The following is a 19862-nucleotide window of genomic DNA, read 5'->3' as shown; positions in this document are numbered from 1 at the left end:
GGAGATTGGCCCGTTGGATGATACCTTGAAAAGAATGATGAGAAGGGCTATTGAGCTTGCGGAGGAGGGCGCCTCGCAAGGAGAGGTTCCGGTCGGGGCTGTAGTCGCAAGAAACGGAGAGGTTGTAGGAGAAGGATACAATAAGACCATCCAGATGCAGGATCCTACAGCTCACGCAGAGATCCTAGCCTTGAGGGAGGCAGCTCGTAAAGTTGGCACTTGGAAGCTCAACGATTGCGATCTTTTTGTTACTTTAGAGCCTTGCCCCATGTGTGCAGGGGCTCTAGTTCTAGCTAGGATAAGGCATGTCTACTTTGGAGCCTTCGACCCCAAGTGGGGTGCCTGTGGAACTCTTTACGATATACCTGAGGACGGCAGGCTCAATCACAACTGTAAAATATCAGGTGGAATTCTTGAGCAAGAATGTGCTAAAATCCTGCAAGGGTTTTTCGAGAAACTAAGAGCTTAGAGTTTTCAGCGAGGTGGAGAGGTGGCCGAGTGGTCGAAGGCGGGCGACTCGAAATCGTCTAGGCGGTGATGAGCCGTCTCGTGGGTTCAAATCCCACTCTCTCCGCCAAGGGAAAAGATGATATAATAAATGATAGATATGAATTGGTGCGCAATGCGGAGAAGTGGCCGAGTGGTCGAAGGCGGGCGCTTGGAGAGCGTCTGAGCGGCAACGCTCCGGGGGTTCGAATCCCTCCTTCTCCGCCATTTCTTATTTAAGCTAGGCCTAAATTAAGACCAAGATTTCGGTTTCTTCGTGGAGATCCAGCCTCGCACGGCAAAAAGCCGCGAACCCCGCCAGGCCTGGAAGGGAGCAACGGTAAGCGGATATTTTTGGGTGATGCGAGTAAACTGGATCTCCACGAAGAAACCGAAAGGAAGGTAAAGAACAGTTGCACAAAGAAAAAGAAACCCCAAAGGGATACATAAAAACTGATAAAGATCTAACCTCAAATAAACTGATACTCCAACCGGTCTATGTGATTCCTTTAGAGATATTCAAAACAGGATTGTTGTCTCGTCCCCAATATGTGCATAAGTTAGCTGTCGTTGAGGCATCAGGCGGTACTGTGGAGTTTTTTCCAACTAAAAAGATCAAGATAGAGGACAAGGAGCCACCAGTGGGAGTGAGGCTTCCTGTTAATATAGAGAAGGGCGAGGCTGTACGCAGGGCTTTGATGGCCGCTGAGATGGAAGGTAGAGGAGGCTGGAGATCTTTTCTGAGGTCTGTTTGGCCTTCTGTTGCTGAAGACAAGGTATGTATATGCTGGCGTATATGGTATTTGGATGACAACCAGGCAGTGGATACTGTAACCTCGAAGAAAATAGCTGGGAGCGTGTGGCTATCCATAGTAATGTCCTCAGAGAAAGGATTGGTCGAAGGAAACTAACTCTCTCTGAGGACATGGGTGTCACGTTAATTGTCGTCCTCGTCTTCTGATGTGCATGAAGCTGGGGGACTTATCTCTATGAGGGTTCCTATAAGTCTTTCCATTTGTTCCAGGTCAGGACTCTTGGATTCTTCTATGCAGTTTTTAATATAATTTTTTAGAATTGCTATACAAGCATTTTGCATTGCCTTACGTGCTGCCGATAATTGTAAAAGGATATCATGGCACGGCTTGTCCTCTATTATCATTCTCTGTATTCCTCTCAGCTGACCTTCAACTCTCTTGAGCCTGTTTAGCAAGGCCTTTCTATCGGAAGGCATGTTTTCCAGTTTGTCTATTAGAGATTTTTTTGACATGATGCTCCTCCTTTTTGATAGTGATACAGGGTATATGCTAAACAGAAAATTGTTGCTGGTCAATGCCCAATTATGTTATACTCCCCTTTGGTCTTAATACTCACACATTCTGATGGGATCACTGGTGTCCTTTCATCGGGATTGTGATTCCAGAGGATGGATGTGGAGGGAAAACCAAAAACGGGAGGGATAGTTGTGTCGGTAGTTTCTATGAAACAGTTGTTGGAAAGTGGTGTCCATTTTGGTCACCAAACTCGCAGGTGGAATCCAAAGATGAAACCCTATATCTTCACCGAGAGGAATGGGGTTTATATATTGGATCTCCAGAAGACTGCCAAAGGTTTGGAAAGAGCTTATGACTTTTTGAGAGAGGTTTCCAAAGGCGGAGGATCAGTTCTTTTCGTAGGGACCAAGAAGCAGGCCCAGGAAACCATAAGGGATGAGGCCCTAAGGTGTGGACAGTTCTACATCAACCACAGGTGGTTGGGTGGCCTTCTGACAAACTTTTCTACGATAAGGCGCAGGGTCAACAGGATGATCGAACTCCAGGAACTAGAAGAGAAAGAGTCTATGGAAAGAATGAGCAAGAAAGAGCTTGCTGCATTGAAAAAAGAGAGAGCAAAATTAGAGAAATTCCTCTTGGGCATTAAGGATATGAGGAGTCTTCCTGATGCACTGGTTATAGTAGATCCCAGGAGAGAGAACATAGCTGTTATGGAGGCTAGAAAACTTAATATCCCCATCGTTGCTATAGTTGACACTAACTGTGACCCCGATTTGATTGACTTTCCTATCCCGGGAAACGACGATGCTATAAGGGCAATCAGATTGATAATTGGGACGCTGGCTAATGCAATCATAGAAGGCAAACAGGGTGTAGACGGGGTTGCAGAGGCCCCAAGCGAGGAAGAAGCAGAGCCCGTCAAGACGGTGGGTGCATTTGAGGAAGATACTATCACAGTAAGGGAGAAACTCCAAGAAAATTACGGTGTTGTGGAAGATAAATTGTTGGATAAAGAACTTGAAGGCCGCAAAGGTTGGAAGGAGGATTAGTTTATGTCTATTGATATGGAAGCTGTCAAAGAACTTAGACATCGCTCTGGTGCTGGGGTTTTAGATTGCAAAAAAGCCTTACAGGAGTGCGATGGAGATATCGAAAAAGCTGTGGATTATTTGAGAGAAAAGGGGCTAGCCAAAGCCGCAAAGAAAGCAGGGAGAACGGCTTCTGAGGGGCTTGTTTTCAGCTACATTCACACTAATGGAAAGATCGGAACGTTGGTTGAGCTCAACTGCGAGACTGACTTCGTTGCCAGAACTGATGAGTTCCAGGAGCTTGGCAAGGAAATAGCCATGCATATAGCAGCTGCTGCTCCCTTGTATGTTTCCGTTGACGACGTGCCTGCTGAAGACTTGGAGAGGGAAAAGGAAATATACAAGGCTCAGGCTCTCGAAGAAGGCAAACCAGAGCATATAGTTGAAAAGATAGCAGAGGGTCGATTGGCTAAATTTTACGAAGAGACATGTCTTTTGGAGCAAAAATATATTAGGGACCCTGAGAAGAAGATAAAGGACCTCATAATTGAGAAAATAGCCGTTCTTGGTGAAAACATCGTGGTAAGAAGGTTCTCTCGTTTTTCGATAGGAGAATAGTTTGATCAAGCAGGAAAAAAGAGCGGGGATTAATCCCCGCTCTTTTAGTATTGATTTCAGGAGGGAAGAAGTAGGGATGTTGCCTTACAAGCGTGTTCTTATAAAGCTTTCAGGTGAGGTTTTAGCGGGAGCAAAAGGTTTTGGGCTTGATATGGATGTGGTGCTGAGAATATGTAAGGACATGGCTGAACTTGCCAAGGCTGGAATTGAGATAGCAATAGTTGTGGGTGGAGGGAATATTTTTAGGGGCGTAAATGCTGAAAAGCTCAACCTGGACAGGGCGCAAGGCGATTATATGGGAATGCTTGCCACGGTAATTAACTCCTTGGCTTTGCAGAGTGCCTTGGAGAAGCTTGGAGTGCCAACTAGAGTCCAAACAGCCATAGAAATGAAAGCGATAGCGGAACCGTTTATCAGAAGAAGAGCCCTTAGACATTTGGAGAAAGGCAGGGTAGTTATCTTTGCTGCCGGTACAGGGTCACCCTATTTCTCTACAGATACGGCGGCCGCCCTACGAGCAGCAGAAATTGGTGCTGAGTGCCTATTGAAAGTTACCAAGGTGGATGGTATATATGATAAGGATCCATCGTTGAATGCTGATGCCAAGTTGTTGAAAGAGCTAACCTATGAAGAAGCCATAAAAGAACAACTCAAAGTAATGGACGCTGCAGCGTTCTCCCTGTGCATGGAAAACAATATTCCAATAATTGTTGCCAATATATTGAAGGAAAGTACGTTGACCAAAATATTACTGGAAGGAAAGAAAATAGGTACAATTGTCCACGCTAAAAAGGAGTGAATGAGATGGCTGAAAAAGAATTCAAAGACTTGAAGGAGCGCATGGAAAAAGCCGTAGAGCATCTAAAGAAAGAGCTGCAAGGTATACGGACAGGGAGGGCCCATCCAGCATTAGTTGAGGATATCAAGGTGGAATATTACGGAAGCATGGTCCCCATTTCTCAGATGGCAACGGTCTCCATACCGGATCCAAGACAGATTCTAATAGCTCCTTGGGATAAGACAGCCGTGAAGCCCATAGAAAAGGCGATTCAGGCTTCCCCCTTGGGAATAAATCCTCAGGTGGATGGAGATGTTATAAGACTTAATATTCCAGAACTAACAGGCGAAAGACGACAGGAGCTTTCAAAACTGGTCAAGAAATATGCTGAAGATGCCAGAATAGCAGTAAGAAACCTTCGAAGAGAGGGTAACGATAACATAAAAAAGAAAGAGAAAAGCGGAGAGATAAGCGAAGACCAAATGCACGATTATTTGGAGCGTATACAAAAAATAACCGATGAGTTTATCAAAAAGATAGACGAATTGGCCGAGGAAAAGGAGAAGGAAATACTGGAAAAGTAATTGCCTTCTTGCTACAGGCGCATAGCTGCAAGTGAAACCCCCGAGGTAAGACGTCAACCAAAACGTCTATGCTTCGGGGGTTATTAAACTGCACCTAGAGAAAAGTTTATAAAATGCTTGCCAAGTTTTTCCCAAAAGATATATAATCCTCCTATGCTATAGGTCGTGCAACACAAAGACGTGATTTCAGAAATTTATGATATTAAACGGGGGGAAATCCAATGGTTCAAAAGGTTGTAGTGGCTCTAGGGGGTAACGCCATACTTCAGAGAGGTCAAAAAGGTACTGCAGAAGAGCAAATGGCCAACGTCATGGTTACTGCACGTCAAATAGTGGAGATGATAGAAAAAGGATATGAAGTGGTGGTTAGCCATGGAAATGGTCCACAGGTAGGAGCGATACTCATACAAAACGAGCTTGGTTCTAAACAGGTGCCACCCATGCCGATGGATGTATGTGGCGCGGAAAGCCAGGGTTTAATTGGATACATGCTCGTTCAGGCAATAGATAACATGCTGACCTTGAGAAACATAGAAGGTAGACGTCCTGTCTGTTGCGTGACCAGGGTTGAAGTTGATCCAAACGATGAGGCTTTCAAGAACCCCACTAAACCAGTAGGACCGTTTTATTCAGAGGAAGTTGCAAGACAGAGAATGGCCGAAAAACAAGAGACTTGGATAAACGATGCTGGAAGAGGCTGGAGAAGAGTCGTTCCATCTCCTAATCCTATCCATATAGTTGAGGCTGATCCCATAAGAGATCTTGTAGACAGGGGTTACACTGTTATAGCTTCAGGAGGTGGCGGTATCCCTGTAGTAAAAGGAGCAGATGGCCTTTACAAGGGAGTGGAAGCCGTTATAGATAAAGACCTTGCTTCTGAAAGGCTTGCTCAGGAAGTAAACGCTGATGTTTTCATGATCCTCACCGATGTTCCGAAAGTGGCATTGAACTACGGAAAACCTGATGAAACATGGTTGGGTCATGTCTCTGCCGAAGAGTTGGCTAAGTATCAAGAAGAGGGGCATTTCAAGGCCGGAAGCATGGGGCCAAAAGTTGCTGCGGCCTTACGCTTCGTCAAAAATGGAGGCAAGAGAGCCATCATTGCAAGCCTGAATGAGGCCCTTCAGGCTCTCGAGGGTGAAGCTGGAACTCAGATAACCCCTTAACTTTTGTGTTTGTTCAGCTTTATGTAATGAAAATGGGGGCATCTCTGTGCCCCCATTTTTTGTTTTCTTGGTTCCTTTTTACTTTATTTCTTCTAGGAAGCTCTTAAGTCTGTTCATTCCTTCAGTGATCTCTTCGGCGGAATTCGCATATCCCAAGCGGATATGGCCAGGCGCAAGAAACGCTGTTCCAGGTACAGCGGCCACGTATTTTTTCTCCAAGAGTTGAGTACAAAAAGTGATATCGGTGTCAATTAAATCGTTGCCGTGCTTTTTGCCCAAAGTTCCTTTTATATTGACGAACACGTAAAAGGCACCTTTAGGGGCTGTGAAGCTAATATGGGGCATCGTACTTAGTAGCTCCACTATAAGCTTTCTTCTTTCACTAAAGGCCTTATGCATTTTTACTACATCGTCCTCTGCCTTTTCAAGGGCCCCCACAGCGGCCCACTGGGCAATGGAACATGGATTTGAGGTCAGATGTCCCTGGAAAGCTCCCATCTTAGGTGCAAGCCACGTTGGAGCTATTCCATAGCCGATTCTCCATCCTGTCATAGCGAAAGCCTTGCTTACACCGTTTATAAGGATTGTTCTGTCCTCTATCTCCGGAACGAGGCTTAGAATGCAGTGATGAGTTTCATTTTCATAAACTAGCCGTTCATAGATTTCATCGTAAATTATCCAAAGGTCTTTCTCCTTGGCCAGTTCTGCCAACTCAGCAAGGGTTTTTTTGTCATAAACGGCACCTGTTGGGTTATTGGGGGTATTTATGATCATGCCGACAGTTTTATCTGTTATGGCCTGTTTGACTCTCTCTATGGAAGGGATGAAATCGGTATCCGATGTTTCGACTATTACCTCTTTTCCTTCACATAATCTTATCTGTTCCACGTAGCTTACCCATGCGGGAGAGAACACCAACACTTCATCCCCAGGATCCAAAAGGCAAGCCAAAGCCTCGTAGATAAGGGGTTTTGCTCCTGCTCCTATTATGACCTGCTCAGGCTTTGTCTCTATGTTGAACCTGTTTTTATAATAATCGACCACCAGTTCTTTCAGTTTTGGAATGCCTGTAGCTATAGTGTAATGGGTTTCTCCTCTCTCCATTGCCTCTTTGGCGTATGCCAGAGCCGCGGCGGGGGAATTGAAATCTGGTTCGCCGGCGCCAAAGGAAATTACCGGTTTCCCTTCCGCTTTAAGTTTTTTGGCTTTTCCTACTACCGCGAGAGTAGCAGATGGCTCCATTCTGAGAGCCCTTTGTGAAAGTTTCATCTGAAAACCCCTCCAGTCTCATAAGAGATACACAACAAGGTGTAGCCAACAAGTTGAATTATAAGGTGGGTCGTGTTAATTAACAACAGTAAATAGAACGTTAGAACAATAAATTGCTAGAATACTTTAAAATAATAAAGGATAGTGGTAAAATAAAACCATAGATAGAAAGAGAATGGAGGGGATCTCATGGATGTCCGTTTTGTAACCAAGCACGTTGAGTTGCAGGATGAAATGAAGGAGTACATGGAAAGGAAGCTTTCAAAGTTGGAGAAGTTTTTCGACCGGATATTGGACGTCCAGGTTGAGGTTGATTTCACCAGAGGCATGTATGTAGTTGAGATAACGGCTGATGTGAACGGAGTCATAATGAGAGGTGAGGAATACGCTCAAGATATAAGAAAGGCCTTCGATAAGGGACTAAAAAATATTGAGCGACAGGTTAAAAGGCACAAAGAATTTCTAAAAGACAAGGCCAGGATGAAATCCCATGAAGAATTGACTTTTGAGATCGGCGAGTTTATTAACGAGGTTAGCGGGGAAGCAGAGGAGACCTTCAATGACGTCGTGAAGGTAAAGCGTTTCCCCCTTCGGCCCATGACTGCAAAAGAAGCTTCAATGCAAATGGATCTGTTGGGGCACAATTTTTACGTCTTTAAAAATGCAGAAAATGGAGGGATAAACGTAATATATAGGAGAAAAAATGGAGGGTTCGGTCTTTTGGTCCCCGAAGAATGATAAAAGCTGCAAATTAAAGTTTAAGCATTATGGCGGGAACAATCCCGCCATAATTTTTTTGCATGATTGCCATCTACCATGTATATTGAATGTTTGAAGTAGAAGGAAAGAGGTGTTTAGATGGTAAAAAGCTTTATCTCTTGTTGCCCTTATGACTGTCCAGACAGCTGTTCCATCCTGGTGGAAAGACTAGATGGTTTAACTGTTAAATTGAAGGGCAACCCTCAGTTTCCTTTGACAGGTGGAGGTTGGATTTGTAAGAAAGGAAAGAGATGGGAAGAGCGAGTTAGGTCACCTAGAAGGTTAAAGCTACCTCTTGTCAGAGATGGTGGCGGGTGGAAAGAGATTTCATGGGAAAGGGCAATTGCGCTTTGGGCTCACCAAATCCAAGAGGCAGTATCGTCCGAAGGACCTCTTTCTAACTTTGTCTATCAGGGAGCAGGCTCTTTGTACTATTCGAAGAAGCTTTTCAAGAAATTATTTGTCGATCTAGGTGGCTATACTGAGCCTAGAGGTTCTTTGTGTGGTTCAGCCGGAGGTGCAGGACTCAAAAAGGCTTTTGGTTTTACGCCTGTTTATAAGCCAGATAACTTAAAGCATGTGCGAGGGGTTCTATTTTGGGGACGAAACGCAGTTGAAACTCACCCCCACTTATTGCCAATCATTAGAGAATTAAGGATTAAAAAAGATGTCAAGGTTGGAGCTTTGGAAATACGACGTACATCAACGACAGATTTTGCAGATGTGTGGTGGAGGATAAGGCCTGGGAGTGACGGGGCGCTTGCGGCATTGCTTTGTAAGAAGTTGTTGGAGAGTGGTGATGCTTGGCCATCCTGGCGCAAAAGGGCAAAAAACGCCGATGGTTTCCAGGAAGCATTAGAGGGGCTGGATGAAGGGAAGTTGTTGGAGTTTACTGGTTTGGACAAACCTACATTTGAAACAATCTACTCATGGCTTTTGGCTAATAGGCCAGTTGCCATATATGCAGGTTATGGACCGCAAAGGTACATGTCAGGATCGTCTACCTTTCACTTGCTTGTGGCCCTTTCTCTTTTGCTTGGTGCCTTTGATTTAAGAGGGGCGGGAGTGGTATTTGGAAAAGACGAAGATCGGATGTTTCCTGTGGAGTTGGTGGGTGTGCCGCCAGTGCGTAGAAGAGTCCCCATAGGCGATTGGGTTTTAAACGTCTCTCGCTACAGTCCAAAGATAAAAACAGCGCTCTTTACCTGTTGCAATCCTGCTAAACAGTCTCCTGGAGGCGAAGCCTTCAGGAGAGCAATGGCGGATATTTCTTTCAAGGTATGCATAGATATAGAAATGTCGGAGACGGCCAAGCTCTGTGATTTGGTGCTTCCGGCCGCATGCTTCTTGGAAGAAGGGCCAGATTGGTTGGGCTCATGGTGGCACGGATATCTCTTGAGGAGCGAAAAGGTTATGGATCCTCCTGGTGAGGCCCTTCCCGAGACAACCATTTTCACTCTCTTGGCTCAAAAATTGGGTTTAAGCATAGATTTAGAAAAGGCAAGAAACGTAATGGATCAAATGTTGAAAAGCTCGCCATTGGTAAAACAGATCTCTAAGGGAGTTTATTCTTTCAAAGAGGAAGATACGTGGTGTGAAAAAAAGGCTATTGAAGTTTTCCTTCCCGACGATCTTACAGCGATTACAGAAGAGAATAAAAGTTATGAAACGTTAAGGTTGGTATCTGTCCACTCCTCAGAGTTCATAAATGGACAAACCTTCGGAGTTGGAGAACCAGAGGTACCGGAAATTTTCCTTTCAGAGAAAGATGCCCTTGATAGGGGTATAAAAGACAATGACCTTGTGGTACTTACGGCGAAAGGATTCGACCTCAAAGGAGTTTGTCGAATCGACAAAACAATGAATTCGGGTTACTGTATCATGGTTCAGGGGTATCCTTGGGTAAACGAGCTAACAACCCCAAGGGTTTCACCAGGATACGGAGCGCCTTTCCATGAAAGTTTTGTGACCTTGAGAAAACTATAGGTGAACTTGCGGATGGGATGGGGGAAAATAGATGCACGAACTATCTTTAATAGAGGCTCTAATAGAGGAGCTGGATAACCAAAGTAAGTCTAACGAATGGGGTAAGATCTTAAAGGTCAACCTTAAGGTTGGCGCCATGAGACAAGTTATTCCAGAGGTGATGGTGTTTGCATTTCAAGTAGCTACGGAGGGAACCTTCCTTGATGGGGCCAAGTTGGAACTGGATGTGGTGCCAATAAGGTGGAAGTGCAGGACTTGTGGGAAAGAATGGAGTGAAGAAAAGGCTACGACAGGCTTATGTGAAGAATGTGGAAGTGTAGATGTGGAACTTTTGAATGGCATGGAACTGGAAATAGAGTCGTTGGAGGTGGAGGATATCAATGTCACGGAAAATTAGTGTAAGACAATCTGTCTTCGCGGCAGATGAACGTTATGCTTTAAAGATACGGGAGATGCTTAAGGAAAAAGGCATATTAATGCTGAATATAATAGGTTCACCTGGAGCTGGAAAGACGACGTTGCTTGAAGCAACCATAAAGAAATTGCCCTACAAAGTAGCCGTGATAGAAGGAGATGTAGCTACTTCAAGAGATGCAGAGAGGATTACTCAGGCAGGTGCTCCGGCCATCCAGATAAATACTCAGGGCGGATGTCATCTTGAGGCCCACTTGGTATGGAAGGCTCTCCAAGATTTTTCTTTGGATGAGCTGGATATCATATTCGTGGAAAACGTGGGCAACCTTGTTTGTCCTGCTGAGTTTGACCTAGGAGAGGACCATAAAGTTGCTGTGTGCAGTGTTCCAGAAGGGCCTGATAAACCTCTCAAATATCCTCATCTTTTCTATCGCGCAGGTGCGGTTCTTTTAACCAAAGTTGATTTCTTGGAACACTTTAATTTTGACAGAGAGCTATTTTGGGGGGATGTAAGAAAATTGAATCCTCATGCCTTCCAACTGGAAGTTGCGTCTCCATCGGGCATAGGCATGGATGCATGGAGCGAGATCATTGAGAAGTGGTTGGTGGAAAAAAGAAGATGAAGATAGAAACGTCAAAACTTCTTGAATCTTTGAACAAGGAGCAAGCTGAAGCGGTTAAACATACTGATAGCTCAATGCTAGTTCTTGCTGGAGCTGGAAGTGGCAAAACAAGGGTTCTGGCTCATAAGTTTGCGTATTTGGTGGCAGAGGAAGGCATACACCCATCAAGGATACTGGCCGTGACTTTCACCAATAAGGCGGCGCGAGAGATGAGGCATAGAGTGCAGACCCTTATCGGTGAGATGGGTACCTCCCTCGAAGTTTCCACCTTTCATTCTTTTGGTTTGCGCTTTTTGATGAGGCATGCCAAGAGGATGGAGAGGCTTTTGGGTAGAAAGATGAAGACGATTTTCGATAGACAGGATTCCAAGTCGCTGCTGAAAGGGATAATAAAGGATGTCAACCTAGATCCCAAAAAGTACGAAGTAAATTGGGTTATGGAAGAGATATCGAAGAGCAAATCGGATGTCCTGCCTCCTTATTATGATTATAGAAAATTGACCAGTCCTTTGGACATGGTCATGGAGAAGTATGAAGATCATCTCAAGGCACAGGGTGCAGCAGATTTTGATGATCTCTTGGTTTTGCCTCTGAAGCTTTTACATATGGACAAAGAACTAAGGGAGCTTGAGCAGTCTCGCTATGCCTGGATATTGGTGGATGAGTACCAGGATGTCAACCGACTCCAGTACCTCTTGCTGAAAACTCTGAAGGGCAAAGACAGTAAAATCATGGTTGTGGGAGATCCTGACCAGTCCATTTATGGATGGCGTGGAGCCGATATGAGGATGATCTTAAATTTTGATAAAGACTTTCCTGACTCCAAGGTGTTTATGCTTCAAAGGAATTACAGGTCGACTAAGACCATATTAGAGGCAGCAAACGCAGTCATAAGAAATAATTTACAAAGGCCAGACAAGGTCCTTTGGACAGATAGGGAAAAGGGAGAGCCGATTTCCGTCTTTTTAGCCCGCAATGAACACGAAGAAGCGGCGTTCATTACGGATGAGATCCTAAGATTGCGGTCCCAAGGGTATAGATGGAACGAGATGGCCGTGCTTTATAGGGTAAACGCCATGAGCCGACTCTACGAGGAATATTTCTTGAGAAATGGGGTGCCCTACAGCATTCTCAAAGGAACTGCCTTCTATGAAAGGAAAGAAGTAAAGGATATCTTGGCTTATATGCGCTTGATAGTTAACCCTCTGGATGCTGTTTCATTACAGCGGGTTGGTAACGTGCCTGCAAGAGGATTAGGCCCTAAGAGTATGAGCAAGTTGATTTCCTATATCAATGGAATCGGGTACATGGAACCAGAAGAGGTGTGGGAAGAGTTATCTAAGAGCGGAGCTAATCTTGGAGGGAAAGCTGCCACTGGAGTAAAGGCCCTTGCCAAGGATATGCTGAATATGTTGCGAATTAAAAACGATATCCCAGGCATCATAAACTACATCTTGAGAGAGATGGAGTATGAGAAGACCTTTGATGGCGAATCAACGGAGAAAAGACAGGAGAGGGTAGAAAACATATATGAACTTGTGTCTGTGGCCGATACAAGCGAAGGCTTGGAGTCCATGTTGGCGGGGATAACCCTTTTGACAGATATGGATCTTTCCAAGGAGACAAGTCCAGATAAAGTAAACATGTTGAGTTTGCACGCTGGGAAGGGATTGGAGTTCCCTGTAGTATTCCTAGTTGGCATGGAAGAATCAATATTTCCTCATTATAAATGCATTGACGATAAGGAGCTATTGGAGGAAGAACGAAGGCTTTGTTACGTGGGTATGACCAGAGCAGAAGAAAAACTATACCTTACGGCAGCCCGGAGCCGAGTTCTCTTTGGTACTCTTTCCCGGAATGGATTCTCTAGGTTCTTGTGGGAAATACCAGAGAGCCTGAAGGAGACGAAAGATCAGGGAGAGGAGGTCTGCCCAGATGTTCGTGGTGGGTTTGACAGGCGACGTTGGGGCTGGTAAGACAACAGTTGCGTCCATGCTGTCACAACTGGGTGCGCAGTATATCAGCGCAGATAGAATAGTTTCTGAACTTTGGCAAGATGAAGATATTTTGAAAGCGGCGAAGGACAGATGGGGAACAAGGGTCTTTTCAGACGGAGGGACTCCCTTACCAGAGAGGATCTCTGAGATTATTTTTGAAGATGAAGGAGAATACAAATGGCTATGCAATCTTCTTCATCCCAGAGTCAGAGAGCAGATGGAGGCAAAAGTACTGTTTGGTTCTGGTCTGATTGTGGCTGAAATTCCTCTATTGTTTGAAAATGGTGTCCCGTGGTGGGTGGATTTTACCGTTTATGTTACATCTCCTATGGAGGAAAGGATTAAAAGAAACAGCGAAAGAGGCTGGGATGAATTGGAACTTACAAGGCGCGAGAAATGGCTTATGCCCCAGGAGATCAAACTCAAAGCTTCTGATTGGGTGATAGCTAACGATAGGAGATTGGATGAGCTAAGGGTAGAAGTTAAGAAACTTATGGTTTTCCTTAAGAAGATATCATGCTGCATCGAGGGTTTTTTTACCTGTGGATCCTTCGAAGAGGCGGAGCGCATAGCTAAGAAGTTATTGGAGAAGAACCTTGTGGCATGTACGAACATAGTTGACGTGGAATCTCGGTACCTTTGGCTGGGCAATCTAGAAAGTGAAACTGAATATTTGGTTGTTTTTAAAAGCATAGAGAGTTTGTTTCCAGAGATAGAAAGGGTCGTTAGGGATGAGCACAGCTACGATCTTCCAGTTGTCACGGCTCAGAGGATGAAGAAAGCTTCTATCGATGTTAGAAAATGGATAATGGAGGAATGTGGTAGTTGAGGGTTATAACTACGCATATAGGTGCGGATTTTGACTCTTTGGCCAGCATGGTTGCCGCAAAGAAGTTGTATGGAGAGGGAGTTCTTTGTTTTTCAGGCTCAGCAGGTAGAAACGTTAGAGAGTTTTTGATGAAGCATGCTGGCCAATGGGAAGTTTTGACTCCAAGACAGGTGGAATTTGAGTCTATAAGGTCATTGGTGGTCGTTGATGCCCGAGCTCCTAACAGGATAGGACAGTTCGCGGAGCTTTTAAACAAACCAGGAGTGGAGGTTCATGTTTTCGATCACCACCCTGCGGTGATCGAAGATATACCGGCAGATTTTGCCCTTATAGAACCCCTTGGAGCCACTACCACGCTGATAGTCGAGAAACTGATTTCTGAAAATATCCCTATTTCTCCTCATGAAGCAACATTGTTTGCTATGGGTATATACGAGGATACAGGGGCTTTGACCTTCGGATCTACCACCATTAGGGATATTAACGCCGTAATGTTTCTCAAGAGTATAGGAGCTGACTTAACCTCCATTCCTTTCCATATAGAGCTTTCTTTGGATCCTGTTGAACGTAGGATCCAAGATAAACTTATAGAAAATGCCAGGGAAAGATTGATAAATGGAGCCAAGGTAGTGCTTTCCACCCTTGTCTTTGAACAATACGTAGAAGGTTTGTCTCTTTTCGTTCACAGGCTCAGAGATTATTTCGAGGCAGATGTAGCAATAGCGGCCGTTAAGATGGGAAGGCATATTTATGTGGTCGCGCGAAGCAGGGAAGATGTTCTGGACGTGGCTCAATTTCTAGCCCCCTTGGGGGGTGGCGGTCATCCTCAGGCGGCTTCCGTTACGTTGCCAGAAGGTAACCCCGAAAGGGTTATAGACGAGCTGGAGAGAAAACTAGGAAATGCCATCAAACCTAATATTACCATAGGCGATATAATGACAAGTCCAGTTATGGCCGTGGATCCTTCGATCCTAATCGAGGATGCTTACAAGGTCATGATTCGCTATGGGCACGCTGCGCTGCCAGTGGCGGATAAAGGTAAACTGAGGGGGATAATAACCAGAAAAGACCTGGACAAGGCCACGGTCCACGGTCTTGGGAAAGCTCCCGTTGAAGATTTCATGACTGAACGCCCTGTGTGGATCTCTCCAGAAGCCTCCATAGCAGAGGCCCACAGGCTCATGGTAATGCGCAACATAGGAAGATTGCCTGTAGTAAAGGACGAAGTGTTGGTCGGGATAGTTACTCGAACGGATATCTTAAGAGCTCTTTATCCCCGTTCCCTGCCCAGCGAGAAAGGTTCTCACGCCATTGAGATGCCCTGGACAGAAAATGTGGCCTCAACGATGGCTCAGAGGCTGAAACCATGGGTTATATCTCTTCTTGCCAAGCTGGGAGGAAGGGCAGAAGAGATGAGACTAAAAGCATACATAGTTGGAGGTTTTGTAAGGGATCTTTTATTGGGTAGAGAAAACGAGGATCTAGATGTTGTTATTGAAGGAGATGCTATAGAATTTATTAAATCTTGGGAACAAGATGGCTGCCGTGTCGCAATCCACAAGAAGTTCAAGACAGGAACGATAGTTTTTCCTGACGGCAAAAAGGTAGATGTAGCTACAGCCAGAAGGGAATTTTATGAGTATCCGGTTGCTCAACCTTCCGTGTCCAGTGATTCTCTTAAGCACGACCTTTATAGAAGGGATTACACTGTCAATGCCATGGCTATTTCAATAAATTGTTCTACCTGGGGAACGTTAGTGGACTATTTTGGAGGTAGGCAGGACCTTAAGAAAAAGCTTTTAAGGGTTCTTCACAATTTGAGCTTCGTAGAGGACCCCACGAGGGTGATAAGAGGTATAAGGCTTGAGCAGCGACTGGAGTTCACTATAGAGGAAAACACCTTTAGGTTGTTGGTTAATTGTATAAAGGGTGGCTTGGTATCGCTGCTTTCAGGGGTAAGACTAAGGAGCGAATTGGAACTAATCTTCAAAGAAGATGCTCCATACAAGATAGTCAAAAGGTGCACTCAGATTGGCCTGTGGAGATCATTATTCCCGGGGCTTAACCCTGGACGGGATACAATAAAGATAATGAGAAGAATAAGCTTCTTTAAAAGGAGACTTAGCGGAGATTTACCCAGTATGGCAGGTGCTGATTGGTTGCCGTACCTAAGTGCTCTGGTCTCTGAATCCCATAGGGATGGAATGCTTTCTGTTTTGGATCGCCTCCATGTCTCAGATAAAGAAAGAGCTATAGTGATAGAAAGCATTGATGGAATGGGATCTGCCGAGCATATACTAGGGGGGCGAGGAGAGAAACCTAACTCAAGGATATATGAATTTTTGTCAAAGGTCCATCCAGCTATAGCATTGTATTGGGCAGCCGCAACCAATAGGTGGCGCGTAAGAAGGAGGATCCTTCTTTACCTGACTAGGCTAAGGAAGATAGAACCAATGCTTATCGGAAGAGATATATTGGATTTGGGCTACAGGGAGGGCCCAATGATAGGATATATTCTGAAGGGCTTACGAAACGCCAGATTAGATGGTCTTGTTGAAACCAGGGAAGAGGAAATAGAATGGGTGTTGAAAAATTTTCCCAAGATGGATAGAAAGTAGGGGTGTAGATTAACCATGCATTTTCCAGCATTAGGAGATCTTATCTTGAGTGTTCCCGCAGTACTGTGGGCTATTACTTTTCACGAATTTTGTCATGGCTACGTGGCGTTTAAATTAGGGGATCCCACGGCCATGAGAGCAGGTCGACTGACCCTTAATCCCCTGGCGCATTTAGATCCCATAGGGGCTCTTATGCTTTTGCTTTTCAGGTTCGGATGGGCAAAGCCTGTGCCTATAGATACCAGGTACTTCAAAAAACCGTCAAGAGATATAGCTTTGGTTTCTATAGCTGGAGTTACAGGTAATTTTTTAACTGCTGCTTTTTGTGGAGTGTTGGCCAGAATCATTCCGGGCAAATTTTTGATTTTGTATCCGGCCCTAGGAAGGTTTATCGTATTATTGGCCGTTATAAATCTTGGTCTAGGCGTGTTCAATCTCATACCCATACCACCTCTTGATGGTTCCAAGCTTTTGTACTTGGTCTTGCCCCCCAGATGGTTGGGCAAATTTTTCTTTTTGGAACGATATAGTTTCCTTATTCTCATGGTTTTACTTGTGAGTGGTGTAATTCAGGCCATAATGAGCCCATTGATCAGCATTATGCTCAGAATCATATTCTGAAGTTGGGAAGGGGCTGTGATCGAAGAATGAAGTTACTATTGACAAACGATGACGGAGTATTTGCCCCAGGACTTATAACTTTGGCCAGCAATCTTGCGGCCGAGGGACACGAGGTGTGGGTTGTGGCCCCAGATAGAGAAAGAAGCAGCATAGGGCATGCTATAACTTTGTTCAAGCCCTTGAGGCTATGGAATATAGAGAGTGGGGTCTATCCAAACAACGTTAAAGTTTGGGCTTGTGATGGTACTCCTTCAGATTGCGTGGTGCTGGGAATTGAGGAAATATTGCCTGAAGCTGATGCTGTTGTTTCAGGTATCAATAGAGGGCCCAACTTAGGTGATGACCTTACATATTCTGGTACTGTTTCTGCTGCAATGGAAGCTCATTTTTTAGGAAAACCTGCTGTGGCTGTATCTTTATGCTGTGAAGCAAACGAAAATGGTCATCTGTATGATACTGCGGCAAAGGCTGTCATAGCGATATTGAACAAATTCTGCGATATAGGATTTTATGATAGTTTGCTTCTCAACGTGAACGTACCCAATCTGCCTATAAAAGCAATAAAGGGTTTCAGTGTTACCAAAAAGGGAATAAGAATGTATGAGGAAAAGGTGACAAAGCTCAATGATTCGAAGGGTAACGTTTATTATTGGATTTCTGGTAGAATAGAGGACAAGCTTGAAGATGGAGCAGATGTCAAAGCGGTAAAAGATGGATTTGTGTCCATTACGCCCATACATATGGATTTAACTCACTACCCCTCTATCGATAAACTGAAAAGGGCAGGACTTGAAGAAATAAAGATACAATTTTGAAGATTTTTTGAATAAAATTTTCCGCGCGGATTATTGACTTTCGTAATGACTAACAGTATAATGTTCGCAATTTCAAAGATACAAAGGGAGCGCTAGATATGTGGCAGAACCGAATAAGACGAGCTAGACGAATAAGACGCCGGTACTCTTTCACAGCTGCGGTGGAATATGCGGCGATGATGGGGAAGAGTAAGTCGGATGCTCGTCAACAGAGAGGGGATGTCTAGGCTGAGAGCGTTCCTTGACGAAACCGACTGAAGAGAGCCCCTGAGCCGGTCCCGAAGAAAGGCTTAGGCCAAGTAGGGACAAAACGGTTTAAAAGACCGTGAGGGGCCTCGAAAAGGCAAAAAGGGTGGTACCGCGGGCAAAAGAGCTCGTCCCTGACAGGGACGAGCTCTTTTTATTTGGACAAATATAATTTTAAAAGGAGGAATACAGAATGTATAAAGGGAAAGTAGTTTTGGCGTACAGCGGAGGTTTGGATACGTCAGTTGCCATTAAGTGGCTCCAGGAGCAAGGATATGATGTGGTTACCTTTACTGCGGATGTGGGGCAGAATATTGATCTGGACGAAGTAAAGGAAAAGGCCTTCAAGATAGGAGCTGTCAATGCATATGTCATGGATTTAAAAAAGGAATTCGTTGAGACCATGGTATGGCCTGCTTTGAAGGCCAATGCGCTTTATGAGGGCAAATACCCTCTCAACTCTGCGCTCTCAAGGCCTCTTATAGCTAAATATCTGGCCTGGATTGCTGAAGTGGAGGGGGCCGTAGCTGTTGCCCATGGTTGCACCGGAAAGGGACAAGACCAGGTGAGGATAGAGGTTTGTTCCAAAGCATTGAACCCGGACCTTGAGGTCCTAGCACCGGTGAGGGACTGGCATTTTTCCAGGGATGCTGAGATAGAATACGCCAAGGCCAACGATATTCCAATACCTATAACGAAAGAATCCCCCTATTCCATAGATTCTAACCTTTGGGGAAGGTCCATCGAATGTGGCCCCCTCGAAGATCCTTGGGTGGAACCGCCAAGTGATGCCTTTACCATGACTGTTGATCCATGGGAGGCTCCCGATGAACCGGAATACGTTGAAATTGGTTTCAAAGATGGTATTCCTGTGTCGCTCAACGGCCAGCAGATGGATGGTGTAACTTTGATATTGAAATTGAACGAGATAGCTGGAAAACATGGTGTAGGTCGAATCGATATGATTGAAGACAGGTTGGTGGGATTCAAGAGCAGGGAGGTTTATGAGTGCCCGGCCACGGTTGTTTTGCTGCAAGCCCACCAGGCTGTTGAATCAATGACGCTTCCTAAGGAAGTCATAACTACCAAGATGGATTTGTCTCTAAAGTATGCGGAGCTAACCTATGTGGGATATTGGTTCTCGCCATTAAAAGAAGCGCTGGATGCTTTCTTTGACAATATTCAGAAATATGTCAATGGAACTGCTCGGATCCGTCTGTATAAGGGGAATGCAGTGGTGGTGGGAATAAAAGCGGATAAGGCTCTTTATCAAGAAGATATTGCGACCTATTCCGATAAGGATGCATTTGACCATGAGGCGGCAAAAGGGTTCATCACCATATGGGGGCTACCCGCTGTGACTTGGAAGAGCGTCCACAAGGAAAAATCGGAGAAGCCTTCTTTCCTCAAGGTCGTAGGAAACGGCGCAAATTAGTTGATCAACTTCAGCCGATTATATTGAAGCCCTTGATTTCGTGGCCTGTCTCACACCATGAAACTTCAAGGGCTTCAACTTTGGCTCTTGGAGGACCGATCTTTAGCCATTGAAGCATTTGGGTTACAGCATCTTTCTCTCCTTGGATGAAAGCTTCCACTGTACCGTCTTGGCAATTTCTGATCCATCCATCTATATTGAGGGATCTGGCTAGAAGCATTGCTTGCCATCTGAATCCTACTCCCTGAACGTGCCCGATGATGCGTACGTGGGCTGCCTTTTGTGACAAAATACCACCTCCTGTCGAGCTCTCCTTGTA

20 protein-coding genes, 2 tRNA genes, 1 other RNA gene and 1 other annotated feature are annotated in these 19862 nt (G+C 44.9%); of the genes, 20 read left to right on the top strand and 3 right to left on the bottom strand.

The window, feature by feature from the left end; translation table 11 throughout:
* Window positions 1–13 precede the first annotated feature (13 nt).
* The 5 genes from tadA (at window position 14) to V7Z69_RS01725 (ending at window position 1397) form a co-directional block, all read left to right on the top strand.
* Complete coding sequence (gene tadA / locus V7Z69_RS01745) at window positions 14–469, top strand: tRNA adenosine(34) deaminase TadA (protein WP_334138210.1); 456 nt, start codon at window positions 14–16, stop codon at window positions 467–469.
* Between the two features lie 15 nt (window positions 470–484).
* Window positions 485–577, top strand: a tRNA-Ser gene (locus tag V7Z69_RS01740).
* Between the two features lie 49 nt (window positions 578–626).
* Window positions 627–714, top strand: a tRNA-Ser gene (locus tag V7Z69_RS01735).
* 54 nt (window positions 715–768) lie between these two features.
* Window positions 769–868: signal recognition particle sRNA small type (ffs, locus tag V7Z69_RS01730), an RNA gene on the top strand.
* Between the two features lie 31 nt (window positions 869–899).
* Complete coding sequence (locus tag V7Z69_RS01725) at window positions 900–1397, top strand: hypothetical protein (RefSeq protein WP_014163335.1); 498 nt, start codon at window positions 900–902, stop codon at window positions 1395–1397.
* A gap of 26 nt (window positions 1398–1423) precedes the next feature.
* On the opposite strand, the gene V7Z69_RS01720 is transcribed toward V7Z69_RS01725, so the two are convergent.
* Window positions 1424–1753, bottom strand: coding sequence for a metal-sensitive transcriptional regulator (locus V7Z69_RS01720; RefSeq protein WP_014163334.1), 330 nt, complete (start codon window positions 1751–1753; stop codon window positions 1424–1426).
* A 195-nt stretch (window positions 1754–1948) separates the two neighbouring features.
* Here V7Z69_RS01720 and rpsB point away from each other — a divergent pair, with 195 nt between their 5' ends.
* The 5 genes from rpsB to arcC all read left to right on the top strand — a co-directional run bounded on the left by rpsB (window position 1949) and on the right by arcC (window position 5931).
* Window positions 1949–2806: a 30S ribosomal protein S2 gene (gene rpsB, locus V7Z69_RS01715; protein ID WP_334138209.1), complete on the top strand. Its 858-nt coding sequence runs from the start codon at window positions 1949–1951 to the stop codon at window positions 2804–2806.
* 3 nt (window positions 2807–2809) lie between these two features.
* Window positions 2810–3403 carry a translation elongation factor Ts gene (gene tsf, locus V7Z69_RS01710; protein WP_014163332.1) on the top strand — a complete coding sequence of 198 codons (594 nt, stop codon included), beginning with the start codon at window positions 2810–2812 and terminating at the stop codon, window positions 3401–3403.
* Window positions 3404–3479: 76 nt separating this feature from the next.
* Window positions 3480–4202, top strand: coding sequence for a UMP kinase (gene pyrH, locus V7Z69_RS01705; RefSeq protein WP_148256343.1), 723 nt, complete (start codon window positions 3480–3482; stop codon window positions 4200–4202).
* A 5-nt stretch (window positions 4203–4207) separates the two neighbouring features.
* Window positions 4208–4765 (top strand): ribosome recycling factor, encoded by a 558-nt coding sequence (gene frr, locus V7Z69_RS01700; RefSeq protein WP_014163330.1) that lies wholly within the window; start codon window positions 4208–4210, stop codon window positions 4763–4765.
* 221 nt (window positions 4766–4986) lie between these two features.
* Window positions 4987–5931, top strand: a complete 945-nt coding sequence (gene arcC / locus V7Z69_RS01695) for a carbamate kinase (RefSeq protein ID WP_014163329.1) — start codon at window positions 4987–4989, stop codon at window positions 5929–5931.
* 78 nt (window positions 5932–6009) lie between these two features.
* Here arcC and V7Z69_RS01690 read toward each other — a convergent pair whose 3' ends face one another.
* Complete coding sequence (locus V7Z69_RS01690; protein ID WP_014163328.1) at window positions 6010–7200, bottom strand: pyridoxal phosphate-dependent aminotransferase; 1191 nt, start codon at window positions 7198–7200, stop codon at window positions 6010–6012.
* 189 nt (window positions 7201–7389) lie between these two features.
* Between V7Z69_RS01690 and hpf the strand changes: the two genes are divergently transcribed.
* The 10 genes from hpf to V7Z69_RS01640 all read left to right on the top strand — a co-directional run bounded on the left by hpf (window position 7390) and on the right by V7Z69_RS01640 (window position 19543).
* Window positions 7390–7938, top strand: a complete 549-nt coding sequence (hpf, locus tag V7Z69_RS01685) for a ribosome hibernation-promoting factor, HPF/YfiA family (protein ID WP_334138206.1) — start codon at window positions 7390–7392, stop codon at window positions 7936–7938.
* 120 nt (window positions 7939–8058) lie between these two features.
* Window positions 8059–9945, top strand: a complete 1887-nt coding sequence (locus tag V7Z69_RS01680; protein ID WP_334138204.1) for a molybdopterin-containing oxidoreductase family protein — start codon at window positions 8059–8061, stop codon at window positions 9943–9945.
* Window positions 9946–9976: 31 nt separating this feature from the next.
* Window positions 9977–10342, top strand: coding sequence for a hydrogenase maturation nickel metallochaperone HypA (hypA, locus tag V7Z69_RS01675; protein WP_014163325.1), 366 nt, complete (start codon window positions 9977–9979; stop codon window positions 10340–10342).
* On the top strand, window positions 10326–10982 hold the full coding sequence (gene hypB, locus V7Z69_RS01670) for a hydrogenase nickel incorporation protein HypB (protein WP_014163324.1): 657 nt from the start codon (window positions 10326–10328) through the stop codon (window positions 10980–10982). The genes hypA and hypB overlap by 17 nt, the downstream gene beginning before the upstream one ends.
* Complete coding sequence (locus V7Z69_RS01665; protein ID WP_014163323.1) at window positions 10979–12958, top strand: ATP-dependent helicase; 1980 nt, start codon at window positions 10979–10981, stop codon at window positions 12956–12958. The genes hypB and V7Z69_RS01665 overlap by 4 nt, the downstream gene beginning before the upstream one ends.
* Complete coding sequence (coaE, locus tag V7Z69_RS01660) at window positions 12918–13808, top strand: dephospho-CoA kinase (protein WP_014163322.1); 891 nt, start codon at window positions 12918–12920, stop codon at window positions 13806–13808. The genes V7Z69_RS01665 and coaE overlap by 41 nt, the downstream gene beginning before the upstream one ends.
* Window positions 13805–16426, top strand: a complete 2622-nt coding sequence (locus tag V7Z69_RS01655) for a CBS domain-containing protein (RefSeq protein WP_014163321.1) — start codon at window positions 13805–13807, stop codon at window positions 16424–16426. The genes coaE and V7Z69_RS01655 overlap by 4 nt, the downstream gene beginning before the upstream one ends.
* Window positions 16427–16441: 15 nt before the next feature.
* Complete coding sequence (locus V7Z69_RS01650) at window positions 16442–17047, top strand: site-2 protease family protein (protein ID WP_014163320.1); 606 nt, start codon at window positions 16442–16444, stop codon at window positions 17045–17047.
* A 26-nt stretch (window positions 17048–17073) separates the two neighbouring features.
* Window positions 17074–17862 (top strand): 5'/3'-nucleotidase SurE, encoded by a 789-nt coding sequence (surE, locus tag V7Z69_RS01645; RefSeq protein ID WP_334138200.1) that lies wholly within the window; start codon window positions 17074–17076, stop codon window positions 17860–17862.
* A gap of 167 nt (window positions 17863–18029) precedes the next feature.
* Window positions 18030–18247, top strand: a binding site (T-box leader).
* A gap of 54 nt (window positions 18248–18301) precedes the next feature.
* Entirely contained in the window at window positions 18302–19543 is a 1242-nt protein-coding gene (locus V7Z69_RS01640) for an argininosuccinate synthase (RefSeq protein WP_014163317.1), read from the top strand.
* A 10-nt stretch (window positions 19544–19553) separates the two neighbouring features.
* Here V7Z69_RS01640 and V7Z69_RS01635 read toward each other — a convergent pair whose 3' ends face one another.
* Entirely contained in the window at window positions 19554–19832 is a 279-nt protein-coding gene (locus V7Z69_RS01635) for an acylphosphatase (protein WP_014163316.1), read from the bottom strand.
* Window positions 19833–19862: the final 30 nt, after the last annotated feature.

This window comes from Thermovirga lienii, assembly GCF_036847465.1.
Classification (GTDB): domain Bacteria; phylum Synergistota; class Synergistia; order Synergistales; family Thermovirgaceae; genus Thermovirga; species Thermovirga lienii.
Note: the sequence above shows the minus strand (reverse complement) of the source record. Positions and strands in the feature narration are given on the sequence as shown.

Bases quoted from the DNA above. Each gene is read 5' to 3' on its own strand.
- coaE (WP_014163322.1), top strand. From the start codon at position 12,918: ATGTTCGTGGTGGGTTTGACAGGCGACGTTGGGGCTGGTAAGACAACA.
- V7Z69_RS01680 (WP_334138204.1), top strand. From the start codon at position 8,059: ATGGTAAAAAGCTTTATCTCTTGTTGCCCTTATGACTGTCCAGACAGC.
- V7Z69_RS01720 (WP_014163334.1), bottom strand. From the start codon at position 1,753: ATGTCAAAAAAATCTCTAATAGACAAACTGGAAAACATGCCTTCCGAT.
- frr (WP_014163330.1), top strand. From the start codon at position 4,208: ATGGCTGAAAAAGAATTCAAAGACTTGAAGGAGCGCATGGAAAAAGCC.
- hypB (WP_014163324.1), top strand. From the start codon at position 10,326: ATGTCACGGAAAATTAGTGTAAGACAATCTGTCTTCGCGGCAGATGAA.
- hypA (WP_014163325.1), top strand. From the start codon at position 9,977: ATGCACGAACTATCTTTAATAGAGGCTCTAATAGAGGAGCTGGATAAC.
- V7Z69_RS01665 (WP_014163323.1), top strand. From the start codon at position 10,979: ATGAAGATAGAAACGTCAAAACTTCTTGAATCTTTGAACAAGGAGCAA.
- surE (WP_334138200.1), top strand. From the start codon at position 17,074: ATGAAGTTACTATTGACAAACGATGACGGAGTATTTGCCCCAGGACTT.
- V7Z69_RS01690 (WP_014163328.1), bottom strand. From the start codon at position 7,200: ATGAAACTTTCACAAAGGGCTCTCAGAATGGAGCCATCTGCTACTCTC.
- V7Z69_RS01640 (WP_014163317.1), top strand. From the start codon at position 18,302: ATGTATAAAGGGAAAGTAGTTTTGGCGTACAGCGGAGGTTTGGATACG.
- hpf (WP_334138206.1), top strand. From the start codon at position 7,390: ATGGATGTCCGTTTTGTAACCAAGCACGTTGAGTTGCAGGATGAAATG.
- pyrH (WP_148256343.1), top strand. From the start codon at position 3,480: ATGTTGCCTTACAAGCGTGTTCTTATAAAGCTTTCAGGTGAGGTTTTA.
- V7Z69_RS01650 (WP_014163320.1), top strand. From the start codon at position 16,442: ATGCATTTTCCAGCATTAGGAGATCTTATCTTGAGTGTTCCCGCAGTA.
- arcC (WP_014163329.1), top strand. From the start codon at position 4,987: ATGGTTCAAAAGGTTGTAGTGGCTCTAGGGGGTAACGCCATACTTCAG.
- tsf (WP_014163332.1), top strand. From the start codon at position 2,810: ATGTCTATTGATATGGAAGCTGTCAAAGAACTTAGACATCGCTCTGGT.